General features: G+C 64.7%; 9 protein-coding genes. 3 read left to right on the forward strand and 6 right to left on the reverse strand.

Annotated elements, in window-relative coordinates; genetic code table 11:
- Window positions 1-33 precede the first annotated feature (33 nt).
- Both NT151_08140 and NT151_08145 read right to left on the reverse strand, forming a co-directional pair.
- The gene (locus NT151_08140) at window positions 34-1,551 is read right to left on the reverse strand and encodes a methyl-accepting chemotaxis protein (protein ID MCX6538887.1); all 1,518 of its coding nucleotides are present in this window, start codon (window positions 1,549-1,551) and stop codon (window positions 34-36) included.
- Window positions 1,552-1,850: 299 nt separating this feature from the next.
- Window positions 1,851-2,363: a protein-disulfide reductase DsbD family protein gene (locus tag NT151_08145; protein MCX6538888.1), complete on the reverse strand. Its 513-nt coding sequence runs from the start codon at window positions 2,361-2,363 to the stop codon at window positions 1,851-1,853.
- A 238-nt stretch (window positions 2,364-2,601) separates the two neighbouring features.
- On the opposite strand from NT151_08145, the gene NT151_08150 reads away from it, so the two are divergent.
- Window positions 2,602-3,852: a DEAD/DEAH box helicase gene (locus NT151_08150; GenBank protein ID MCX6538889.1), complete on the forward strand. Its 1,251-nt coding sequence runs from the start codon at window positions 2,602-2,604 to the stop codon at window positions 3,850-3,852.
- On the opposite strand, the gene NT151_08155 is transcribed toward NT151_08150, so the two are convergent.
- The gene (locus NT151_08155) at window positions 3,824-6,160 is read right to left on the reverse strand and encodes a tetratricopeptide repeat protein (GenBank protein ID MCX6538890.1); all 2,337 of its coding nucleotides are present in this window, start codon (window positions 6,158-6,160) and stop codon (window positions 3,824-3,826) included. The two genes, NT151_08150 and NT151_08155, sit on opposite strands and share 29 nt — an antisense overlap.
- A 277-nt stretch (window positions 6,161-6,437) precedes the next feature.
- Between NT151_08155 and NT151_08160 the strand changes: the two genes are divergently transcribed.
- Window positions 6,438-6,914 (forward strand): (2Fe-2S)-binding protein, encoded by a 477-nt coding sequence (locus tag NT151_08160; protein MCX6538891.1) that lies wholly within the window; start codon window positions 6,438-6,440, stop codon window positions 6,912-6,914.
- Window positions 6,911-9,085, forward strand: coding sequence for a molybdopterin-dependent oxidoreductase (locus tag NT151_08165; protein MCX6538892.1), 2,175 nt, complete (start codon window positions 6,911-6,913; stop codon window positions 9,083-9,085). The genes NT151_08160 and NT151_08165 overlap by 4 nt, the downstream gene beginning before the upstream one ends.
- 33 nt (window positions 9,086-9,118) lie before the next feature.
- Here NT151_08165 and NT151_08170 read toward each other — a convergent pair whose 3' ends face one another.
- The 3 genes from NT151_08170 to NT151_08180 all read right to left on the reverse strand — a co-directional run bounded on the left by NT151_08170 (window position 9,119) and on the right by NT151_08180 (window position 11,942).
- The gene (locus NT151_08170) at window positions 9,119-9,493 is read right to left on the reverse strand and encodes a hypothetical protein (protein ID MCX6538893.1); all 375 of its coding nucleotides are present in this window, start codon (window positions 9,491-9,493) and stop codon (window positions 9,119-9,121) included.
- A gap of 225 nt (window positions 9,494-9,718) precedes the next feature.
- Window positions 9,719-10,708: an ornithine cyclodeaminase family protein gene (locus tag NT151_08175; protein MCX6538894.1), complete on the reverse strand. Its 990-nt coding sequence runs from the start codon at window positions 10,706-10,708 to the stop codon at window positions 9,719-9,721.
- Between the two features lie 115 nt (window positions 10,709-10,823).
- Window positions 10,824-11,942, reverse strand: a complete 1,119-nt coding sequence (locus tag NT151_08180) for a hypothetical protein (GenBank protein MCX6538895.1) — start codon at window positions 11,940-11,942, stop codon at window positions 10,824-10,826.
- Between the last annotated feature and the right edge of the window lie 5 nt (window positions 11,943-11,947).

The following is an 11,947-nucleotide window of genomic DNA, read 5'->3' on the forward strand; positions in this document are numbered from 1 at the left end:
TCCCACCCAGGAGTTTCCGCGCCCTTACGGCGCTCAGGCGGCGAGGGACAAGGTGCCTGTCGCCGAGGCGTGGTCACCCCCTGCCCCTCTCTGATGTGGGCGGCGAGTTGCCCCACCGGTGCCGTTGACCGTGGTCTCGAGAAACGTGACCAGTTCCATCGTCATCTCTGCCTGCGACGTCAGCTCAACCGATGCGGCGGCGTTCTCCTCGGCGGTCGCGGCGGTCTGCTGCGTCACCGACTCCATTTGGGCAATCGCCTGCGCCACCTGCTGGATGCCTTGCGCCTGCTGACGACTGGCCTCGCTCACCTGGTCGACAATCCCCTTGACCTGGCGGACCGTATCGGCAATTCCGGCAATCGCACCGACGACGTGATCGACATTGCTCGCGCCGGTTTCCGCGCGGCGGATCGACTCCTCGATCAGTTCCGCCGTGTCCTTGGCCGCCTGCGCCGAGCGCTGCGCCAGATTGCGCACCTCATCGGCGACGACGGCGAATCCCATCCCGGCCTCGCCGGCCCGCGCGGCTTCGACGGCGGCATTGAGCGCCAACAGATTGGTCTGAAACGCGATTTCGTCGATGGTCTTGATGATCTTCGAGACCTGCTGGCTCGACCGACGAATCGAGGTAATCGACTCCACCATCGTGCCGAGCGCCCGGTCTGAGTCCTTGACCCTGTGGTCGACCTCGTTCATCAAGCGGGCCGCCTCGTGCGTGTGATCGGCATTGGTCCTGGTTGTCGACGACATCTCCTCCATCGAGGCTGAGGTCTCCTCGAGTGCCGCGGCCTGCTCGGTGGCGCCCTGCGACAACGATTGCGAAGACGAGGAGACCTGCGACGACGCGCCCATCACGGCCTCGGCGCCTGCGCGAAGACGCCCGGCGGCGTTCTGCAACCGCCGGCTCACGCGCGTCACCACGACGAACGCCGCGACGCCAATGAGGATGGCCGGCAGCGCCGCCGAGGCAATCATCGTGCGGGCCTGAGCATACGTGCTGTCGGCGCGCTCGGCGTACACCTTGAATGAGGCTTCCTGCGAGGTCCTGATGAGGTTGGCGAGAGCAGTGTTCTTTCGCTCGACGGCTTCACTGTCGGCCGACACCTTGAGGACCTTATCGATTTCCTTGCGGAGGTCAGCCCCGATCGCGACTGCGTGGCAGGCGTCGCAGCGCCCCCCCCACGCTTCCATCGCCTTCTTCAGTTCTACCGCCTGCAGGCGGTCGGCTCCACTGGTCGCCTGGACCAATCGATCGGACGCCTTCGTGCCGTTTTCGACGAGTTTCTGCAGTCGATCAGTCCAGGTCTGCAAGGCGGCCTTGTCGCCAGCGACACTGGCGAGAATCATCGTTTTCTCGGCACTGAAGATCTCGGAGTTGATTTGTCTGATGTCATCGACGACCTGCAGGCGCTCCGCGGACAGAACCGTGTCGTCCTGCCTCGCGCCCTTGGTGGCCGTCGCCAGCCATCCGATTGTGCCCATGGTGAGGACAAACGTCACGAGAAGGCCAAAGGCCACGAACAGTTTTCGATTAAGAGACCAGCTACCCACGGCGACCCACCTTTTGTAGTGCCCTGTCCATCGCGGGCTGACCAGGGCACCGCGACGGTGCCGGATGTATCCGGTTAAGCGACTTCTGTCGCTGTGGGTAATCGACGCAGGTGGGCAGAACTTGAGCGGACCAGCCTTCGCTTTCCTTCGGATTCCTCTACTCTCCTCGGGAAGCTACGGCTGGTTTCGCCAGCACGTACAGACGAAGGCTGCGCGCCGAAGCGGCGGGCTTGCACCGCCATAGCTCGAAGAGCGAAGGCACGAGGATGGGTTCGGGCAAGACCGACGCGAAGGCGGGCTTATTTCGTAGCCGATACCTGGACAGGCACCTCGAGCGAGGCTACCTGCGGCCGGATGCAGAGACTGCCGTTGCAGGCCTGCCACGTCGCCCTGATGCGTGCGACATACTTGCCCGGAGCGATCGTGCGAGCCACCGCAAGAGGCACCTTGAAGGCGACGCTCTCGGTGTAGTACTCCGTGTCGGCGTCCTGGGCCTTGTCGAATCCGGTTTCCGGAGCCGGGGCCTCGATCTTGCCACCGAGTGTGAACGGCTGGCCTTCGGGCACGGTGATGCGCGTGGGATCGGGCGGCGGTTGTTGTGTCAAAGAGTAAAGGTGCCACCCATCGTCGATGCGAGCCGTCACCTCGACGCGAACGATCGATCCAGCCGCCACCGGCGTGTTGGCCGACGTGACCGACCAGGTAATCGGCAGTTTCTGCTGGGCTGACACAGAGTGCTGATCCATGACGGCGATCGCCGCCATCATCGCGGTCAACAGGGACATCCGCCGAGCGCGCACCGGGATGATCATAGGTTCCCCGACTCTATCCGCGGTGGGCGGGCCATGTCAAAGCCACGGCACGGTTTGTGCCGCCCGCCCAAGCCGAACCCGGGCTCCGAGGCAATCTATGCCATAATCGGAGGAACACACACGCGTGGAGGATTACGGCGAAGGCCGTCGAAAGAACCCTTCAGTTGACCGATCTGTCGTCCCGTTTTCCCTCGGATCAACACCCGCCACGCCTGATACGACCGAGGAATTGACAACATTGACCCCATCGACATCCCAGGAGCGGTCGCGACGCCCGCGCCGGCCCGGCCACCGTTCGGCGGCACACCGACCGACCTTCACGACCAAAGCGCCGGTCAAGCTCCCATTCGAAACGCTCGCGCACGACCCCACGCCGATCGACTTCTCGGCACTGACACTGGATCCACGGCTCCGAATCGGCATCGAGGACCGCGGGTTTACGCGCACGACGCCGATTCAAAGCGCCGTGTTCCCCGTGGTCTTCGAAGGCGCGGATCTGATCGCCTGCGCAGAGACCGGTACGGGAAAGACCGCAGCGTTTCTGCTGCCCATCATGCAGCGGCTGCTCTCCCAGCCCGCCAGCCAGGCTGGCACCCGGGTGCTGGTGCTTGAGCCCACGCGCGAGCTTGCGGTCCAGATCGAGGACGACTTCCAGGGATTCGCCTATCACACGACGCTGACGAGCGTCGTGGTGTACGGCGGTGTGGATGCGGACATCCAGACGCGGGGCCTGAAGGCGGGCGCCGACGTCGTGGTCGCCACGCCGGGGCGGCTCCAGGACCTGATGAACTGCGGCGCGGCAGATTTCACGCGACTCGAAGTGCTCGTGTTAGACGAGGCGGACCGCATGATGGACATGGGCTTCTGGCCTGATGTGAGCCGCATTGTCGCGACGTTGCCCACGGCTCGGCAGACCCTGCTCTTCTCAGCGACGACGTCGAGCGACGTCGTCCGGATGGCGGGCGAGATCATGCGCGAGCCGAAGCACGTGCAGATCGGCCGGGCCGGCGGGCCGGCGACCACCATCACGCACGTGGCGTACGAAGTGCCGTCACGGGACAAGACGGACTGGCTGGCGGAGTTCCTGCGGCGTCACCGCGAGCCGGCGCTGGTCTTTGTGCGCACGAAGCGATTCGCCGACAAGCTGGCGACGGCGCTGGCAGGCCGAGGCATCCGGTGCGTGGCGCTGCACGCGGACCGGACGCAGCGGGAGCGAACGGCGGCCGTCGAGGGTTTCCGGAGTGGCCGGCACACGGTTCTGGTGGCCACTGACATCGCCGCGCGCGGCCTCGACATTGACGGCATCGAGCACGTGATCAACTACGAGGTCCCGCACTCGGCGGATGCCTACGTGCATCGCGTCGGACGCACGGGGCGCGCGGAGGCGAGAGGAACGGCAGTGACGCTGGTGGCGGCCGACGAATTGCCCTACCTGCACGCGATCGAGAAGTCGATCAACATCAGGATGGGAGACGGGCAGGCGGCGTAGGGCCCATCAGCGCTCTGGTTTGTCGGATGGTCTCGGTGATCTGCCGGACCATGTCGGTCCGGCCGGTGGCGTTCGCGATGCCGAGCGCCTTCTCCAGACTCGCTACGGCTTCTGCGAAACGGCCTGCTCGGGCGTAGGCCTGGGCGGCGAGGTATGGCGCGTCGATTGAGTCGGGCGATAGGCGTTCCGCTTCCTGGTACTGCCCGATACCCTCGGCGGTCCTTCCGGCCTCACAAAGCGCGTTGCCGAAGTTGATGCGAATGCCATAGCTGCCTGGCTGGAGCCGAATCGCCTCGCCGAAGTGCCGAAAAGCCCCATCGTAATCCCGGACAGAGGCCAGTGCGAACGCGAGATTGCTGTGTGCCGCGGCGTCGTCTGGCTTGATCAGCAAGGCCTTCAGGTACTCCGCAACCGCCTGGCGCACGTCGCCACTCTGCTGAAGCGCCACAGCGAGGTTGTTGTGAGGGTTGGGAGTGTCCGGCGCCAGGGCAATGGCGCGCCGGTGCTCGATGATGGCTTGGTTCGGCTGGCCAGTCTCCATCAGGGCCAGCCCCAGATTCGAGTGCGCCTCGACTGATTGCGGCGCAAGCCGCGCCGCTTCCTTGAGGTGCTGGAGTGCGTCGGCCGGTCGGCCCAGGTCCCGCAACATGACCCCGAGCGCACTGTGCGCTTCGACGTAGTCCGGGCGCAGACGTACGGCCGTTGTCAATTCTTCAAGGGCGGCCTGCTGCTCTCCGGTCTCGCGGTACGCCAGTCCCAGGTTGAAGTGCGGCTCAGCGTAGCTCGGATCGACGGCAACGGCCTTGAGAAGCACCGGAACGGCGTCGGCTGCTCTGCCGTTCTTTACGAGGACCGCGCCGAGGTTCTTGTACGTTTCGTCGTAAACCACCTTCATCGGGAGGTGGGTGACGATGGCCAGAAGTCCCGCAGCGGCGAGGCCTGGGATCCACTCTCGACTCCAGCCCTGCGGGGAGAGCGGCTGTCGGCTGGCAGGAGGCTTGTGCGCATTCCCGCGCGGTGGGCGTCCACCGACTGGTTTCGGTGAACTGGCCCGGCGCATGTCTAAGAGGGCGCCCAACCCGGCGGCTGAGAACAGCAGCACGATCGGGATCAGGGGGTGCCGATAGCGAGCGACAACGTAGAAGGCGGCCACCGCCAGCGCCAGGCTCGCGACCATCCCGTAGAGGATGAGCAGCCGTCGAAACTTCCGGCGATAAATCCAGCCGCCGAGAGCTGCGATCGGGAGCACGACGCCGAAATTGAGCCACATGAGCCCACCGAGCATCCGAGAGGAGTCGGCATACGCCTCAATCGACTCGGTATCAGGGATCTCGGCCGCGTTGAGCGTGAGAAGAACCTTCTTCCCCAACAGAGCGAGCCATTGAACCGGTTGGGTGCGGATGAAGGCAAACGACTGGCGAAGCCAATAGTCGGACACCTCGCCAGGCGACAGTGGCCGGCCGACAGCTTTCGACGCGAGAGCCATGGCGTCAGCGCGTTCGTAGACGGCATCACCACGGCCCGGCACGAGGGATTCGTAGCTGCCCGAGGCGTGGGCGTTGTTGCCGATGAAGAAATTCGGCCCGAGTTGAGACGTTGACAGCAGGAACTCGCCGCCAACCCAGTGGTTGCGAACGCCCACCGGCAGCAGCACGACAAGCGTGGCGGAGAGAAACACGGCGGCCCACCCGACCCGGCGCCGGACGGGGACGTCGCGGAACTGGAACAGCAGCCAGGCGGCGATCACCGGGTAGAAGACGCCGGCGTTCTCGCGATTGAGCACGAGCGCCGCAGTGGTTGCGCCCAGCGCGATCAGCCACTTCCAGTGAGGCCGACCCTGGAACTCGGCGAGCGAAGCGAGAATGAGCGTGATCAGGAAGATGTCGAGCGATGACTTCTGGATCAGCCCATCGAAGAAGATCGCCGGAGGATAGAGCGCCAGCAGCAGTGCGGCAATCACGCCGACACGATCACTGAAGAACCGGCGGCCGGCCAGGCCGAGCAGGGCGCAGGATGCCGCACCGAGAATGGCCTGGATGATGCGAACGAGGCCAAGGTTGTGTCCGGCGATCCTGAAGATGACCGCGAGCGCGTATGGATAGAGGGGCGTCTGGTAGAAGACCTCCGTTCCAATCCACTGGCCGCCCGCCAGTTGTTGCGCCCATTGGTCGTATTGCCGGCTGTCGCCCATCAGGACCGACAGGAGGGGGTTTCCGCTGAGTTCCGCCAGGTACACAAGCCGAACGACAAGGGCGACGAGCGCGATCCCAAGCAGGGCCACAGAAGGGCGCATGTGACGAAGGTTCATGTTCATGGAGTCCAGCGGACTAACAGCAGGTACCGATGCCTGCAGTGTGCCATCAAGTCATGAACAGGAAAAGGGGTCGGACCTATTTTCGTTGCCGGCCTCGCGAAAATAGGTCCGACCCCTCTTCCCGACCAGTTGACATCCGCGACGGCCGGGCGTATCAATGCGGGTCAGAGTAATAACCACTCCCGGAGTAATAACTACTCCCGGAGTGGTTGTTACACGCGGCCTACAACAACCACTCCGGGACGTGGTTGTTACACGGGAGACTCCTGCGATGCGAACGGTAGCTTTCACCCTGAACGGCAAGCCCACGCGGCTGACGGTCGACGAGAACCGCATGCTGTTGTGGGTTCTACGCGACTACCTCGGCCTGAGCGGAACCAAGTTTGGCTGCGGCGCCGCCTTGTGCGGCGCCTGCACGGTGCTGGTCAACAACGATGCCGTGCGCTCGTGTGCCACGCCGATGAAGGACGTCGATGGCAAGAAGGTCATCACCATCGAAGGTCTCGCCAACAATGTCAAGCTGCACCCGCTGCAGGAGGCTTTCGTCAAACACCTGGCGTTCCAGTGCGGTTTCTGCACGCCCGGGATGATTCTTGGCGCCTACGCATTCCTGCTCAAGAACCCGAAACCCACCCGTGCCCAGATTGTTCAACACATGGACGACCACCTGTGCCGCTGCGGCGCGCACGTCCGGATTGTGGCGGCGATGGAGACGGCGGCGGCATCGATGAACGGGGGCGCGCGATGAGCTGGGACGATGACAACGAACTGGTCGTAGACGGCCCGACCACCTTCCCGGTCGATCGGCGCGATTTCCTGAAGCTGACCAGCACGGGCCTGCTCGTGCTGATGGCAGTCGATCCGGTGCATGGCCTGCAGGAAACGGCCAGACCGCAGACGGGCCGGCAGGGCTACCCCACCGACGTCAATGCGTACCTGCACATCGGCGCCGACAACCGCGCCACCTGCTTTGTCGGCAAAGTCGAACTCGGGCAGGGGTCGATGACGTCGCTCGCCCAGTTGCTCGCCGAAGAACTCGACGTGCCGCTCACATCCGTGGACATCGTCATGGGCGACACGGACGTGTGTCCGTGGGACATGGGCACGTTCGGGTCGCTCAGTATCCGGAGTTTCGGTCCAGTCCTGCGGGACGCGGGCGCGGAGGCGCGTGCAGTCTTGCTGCTGCTGGCGTCAGAACGCCTTCAGATGCCGGTCGACAAGCTCGCGGTCAAGGCGGGCGTCGTCTCGGTCGCGGGGGATGCGACCCGAAAGGTGACGTACGGCCAGCTCACCGAAGGCAAGCGCATCGAGCGCAAGCTCGAGCAGAAGGCCACGGTCAAGCCTGTCGAGGCGTTCACGATCGTCGGGACGTCGGCGCCCCGGCGAGATGCCATCGAGAAGGTCACCGGCAAGGCGAAGTACGCGGGCGACATCGTGCCGCCGGGCGGGGCCCTGCACGCCCGCATCCTCCGGCCTCCGGCTCACGGTGCCACGATGACGCAGGTCGACACGTCGGCGGCTGAGAAACTGCCGGGCGTCCGCGTGATCCGGGATGGCGACATGGTAGCGGTGCTGCACGAACACCGGGACGAGGCGGACAAGGCGCTCGCGCTCATCAAGGCACAGTTCACGCGAAACGATCCGCCCGTCGACAACATGACGATCTTCGATCACCTGGTGAAAAACGCGCCGCAGGGTCAGCGTGCGGCGGCTGGCGGCGATGTCGCTGGTTTCGCTGCCGCCACGGCGCAGATGTTCGAGGCGACGTACCTGGACAGCTACATGGCGCACGCGCCGATGGAAACGCACTCAGCGGTCGCCGCGGTTGAGAATGGGAAGGTGACGGTCTGGGCGGGCACGCAGACGCCGTTCCCCGTCAAGAATCAGATCATGGCGGCGCTCCGCCTCCCGGCCGACAAGGTGCGCGTCATCACGCCGTTTGTGGGCGGGGGGTTCGGCGGCAAGTCCGCGTCGCGGCAGGCGGTCGAGGCGGCCCGGCTCGCCGTGCTGACGGGCAAACCGGTGCGCGTCATTTTCGGGCGAGACGAGGAGTTCTTCTACGACACGTTCCGTCCCGCTGCGGTGATAAAGATCAAGTCGGCCATCGACGCCTCAGGCGCCATTGTGCTGTGGGACTACAACGTGTATGCCGCCGGGGAACGGGGCGCGGCGCAGTTCTACAACATCGCCAACCACCGGACGATGGTGTACGGGAGCTGGGGCGGCGGGGGCGACGCCGGCACGGCCGGCTACCATCCGTTCGCGATCGGTCCGTGGCGTGCGCCTGGGGCCAGCACCAATGCGTTTGCGCGCGAGTCGCACATCGACGTGATGGCGGCGAAGGCCGGTTTGGACCCGGTCGCTTTCAGGCTGAAGAACCTGACGGACACGCGCATGATCCGCACGCTGCAGGCGGCCGCGAAACAGTTCGGCTGGACCCCTAGGCCCGGGCCGAGCGGGCGCGGCGTCGGCGTCGCCTGCGGCATCGACGCGGGCACCTATGTTACGTTGATGACCGAGGTTGCCGTCGACAAGGCCACCGGCCGGGTGCAGGTCAAGCGGGTGGTGTGCGCGCAGGATCAGGGCGTCATCGTGAACCGGGAGGGATCGCTGCAGCAGGTTGAAGGCTGCATCACGATGGGCCTCGGCTACACGTTCAGCGAGGAGATCCGCTTCAAGGGTGGCGAGGTGCTCGACAAGAACTTCGACACCTACGAACTGCCGCGCTTCTCGTGGGTGCCGCGCATCGAGGCGGTCTTCATCGACGCGCCCGACATTCCCGCGGCCGGTTGCGGCGAACCGACGATTGTTCCGGTGGGGGCGGTCGTCGCCAACGCGATTTTCGATGCGGTGGGGGCGCGCCTGGACCACTTGCCGATGACGCCGGCGCGCGTCAAGCAGGCCATCGGCCGAACCTGACGCGCGCCGTTCCGGGGAGGTCGCTCGCGACGACTAGACCTTCGGCCCCCTGACCTCAATCTCGGGGTCAAGCACCGTCTGCCCGTCGAACAGGACGTCGTACTTGTAGTACCCGATGTCTGCCTTCTTGGCCTGGTGAATCAGTCCCGACGGAGCCGCGGGATTGAACGTCCTCTCCCTCACAAGCGGCGCCTTGTCAGCACGAAGCAGGACATCCGGGGCTGGTTCGAGGCGCCGAAAATTCCCGACCGATACCTTGATGCCGTGCGGGGCGTTCTGCACGTGCCACACGATCTTGTCTCCAACCACGACCTCTGCAGGATCCGGGGCGACGTCGATGGCGTACCTCTGGCCCACAACCTTGTTGATGAAGATGGTAATGACTCTGGTGACTCCCTTGTACTTCATGATGCTCCCTCCATGTGAGTAAGACCGCTCCAACCCGTGAACAACACCGTTGGTTATCGATTCCCCCGCAACAACTCCACGACCTCAGGCCGCTTCTTGATCGGATCAAGGTCATCGTCCGATCTCGCGGTCCTCCGGGGTCAGGCTGACGCCGAGCACCGCGCCCACGCGTCAAACGGCAGCCCTGGGAAAAGGGGTCAATCCACGAAGAGTCCTGACCCCGACTCAGAGCGTCAGCAACGTCCCGAGGTTCTCGGCGACCGCCCGGCGGTAGACCGCATCGGCGGCCATGAGATCCTCGACGGCCAGACCGAGCGACTTGAAGACGACAACCTCGCTCGGTCGCTCGCGCGGGATGGCGCGGCCGAGGATGACCTCGCCTAGTTCTCCGCGGACATGATCCGATCCAAACCGGCCCTCGGCGATCCCCTGCACAATGTCGCCAGACTCGACCAGGGCGGCGTCGCGCGAATCGACGAACAGTCGGCCAGCAGCGACCAGTTCGGGGTCCATTTCGCGGTGGTCGCGGCGGCAGGCACCCACCGAGATCACCAGGGCACCTGGATTCACCCAGCCCCGATCGATGACGGGATCGGGTGATGAGGTGGCCAGCACAATGACGTCCGCGCCTTCTGCAGCCGCCTCACCGCCTGTCGCGGCCGTGCAAGGACAGCCTATCTCCGCGCTCAGTTCGGCGGCGCACTCGACGGGGTCGCCGACCGGACTCCACATCCTCACATCCCGAAGCGGGGCTCCGGCAGCAGCGATCGCCCGGACGTGGCTTCGTGCCTGAACACCACAGCCGAAGACCGCAAGCCGGCACGCCGGCCCCGACGCCAGATGGCGAACCGCTACGGCCGACACCGCCGCCGTCCGCGTTTCTGTGATGTAGCTGCCGTCCATGATTGACACGAGTTCGCCGGTCTGGTCGTCCATCAGGAGAATCGTCGCGAAGTGGCTCGGCAGCCCGCGTGTGTGATTGCTGTTGAACACGGCGACGAGTTTTGCGCCAAGCGCGGCCCGAGAGGGGACGTGGGCCGGCATCAGGCCGAGCACGGATCGCTCGGGTCCGACAAACAGGGCCGTTCGGACCGGCTGCACCACCTCTCGCGCCGAAAACGCGCGCAGCGCGTCCTCCATCAGCGCGACCAGGTCGACGCCATCGAGCGAACGGCGCACATCGGCCTGGGTCAGCAGGCGGAACGGAGACGGCATGTTCGAGGCCTCACCCTTCGACCCGAGTTGTGTTGCGCACTACCCGGCCTTCTCTCAGCCGCAAAACGAGGGCCCAATGTTCCACTGCCGTCCGCGACCCACGTGAGCTCAGGGTTTAGATCGCTTTGTAGAAGCAGCGCCGTCGCCGGTGCTGGCGATTGGTGAAGTGCTTCCACTGCGACTGCACCTTGTCGTTGGTTTCCAGTTCGGGTCCGGTCTCGGCGTACGTGATGCCGTTTTTCACGGCTGATTTCCAGACCTCGTTGATCAGCACGGCATTGACGCCCTTGTTCTGCAGGTCCTGCCGCACAGCCGTCAACAGGAGGTCAAGGCGGTCGTTCTTCTTGAGCGCCCGCAGGATGCCCACAAATCCAAATGGAAACAACCGCCCGCGGCATCGCTGGAGCGCCTTCGACAGCGAGGGCATCGCGACGCCGAACGCGGCGACCTTCCCCTGCTGGTCGAGGATGATCTTGACGTACTGATGATCGAGGAAGCCGAAGAAGGCCTTCGTGTAGTACTTGATCTGCTTCTCCGACAGCAGGACGACGCTGTAAAGCTCTTTGTAGGTATCGTTGATGAGGGCGAAAATGCCATCGACGTACGGGAGCAGATCGCGGCGGCCCTTGGTCTCCACGAGGCGGAGCTTGCAGCGATCGAGCACGATCCGGGCGATGCGGTCGACATTTTCGGGCATCTCGGCGGGCGCCTCGACCAGGTATTCAACCCAGTCGACGTCCTTGGCGTAGCCGAGTCGCTCCAGGTGGACCGGGTAGTACGGGTGGTTGTAGATCGTGATGAGCATGTCGAGTTCATCGAAGCCGTCGATGAGCATGCCCTCCCGGTCCATGTCGCAGAATCCCAGCGGTCCGTGCACGCCGTCGAGCGACTGCTCTTTTGCCCAGCGCTCGACCGCGCCCAGTAGCGCCGCCGACACCTCCGGATCGTCAATGAAGTCAATCCACCCGAAGCGAGCCCGCCGTTTCTTCCACGTCTCGATGTACCGGTGGCTGATGATGCCGGCAATGCGGCCCACGGGCTTGCCGTCCTTGAAGGCCATCCAGTAGCGGGCCTCGCAGTACTCGAACGCGGGATTCCGATCCCGGCGGAGCGTGTTCAGTTCGTCATCGATGAGCTTGGGCACGTACTGCGGGTGTCCCCGATACAGGCGTTCCGAGAACGTCACGAACTGCTTCAGCTCCGATCGCGATTGGACTTCCCTCACGTCGACCATCAGTC

Source organism: Acidobacteriota bacterium, assembly GCA_026393675.1.
Classification (GTDB): domain Bacteria; phylum Acidobacteriota; class Vicinamibacteria; order Vicinamibacterales; family JAKQTR01; genus JBAXOX01.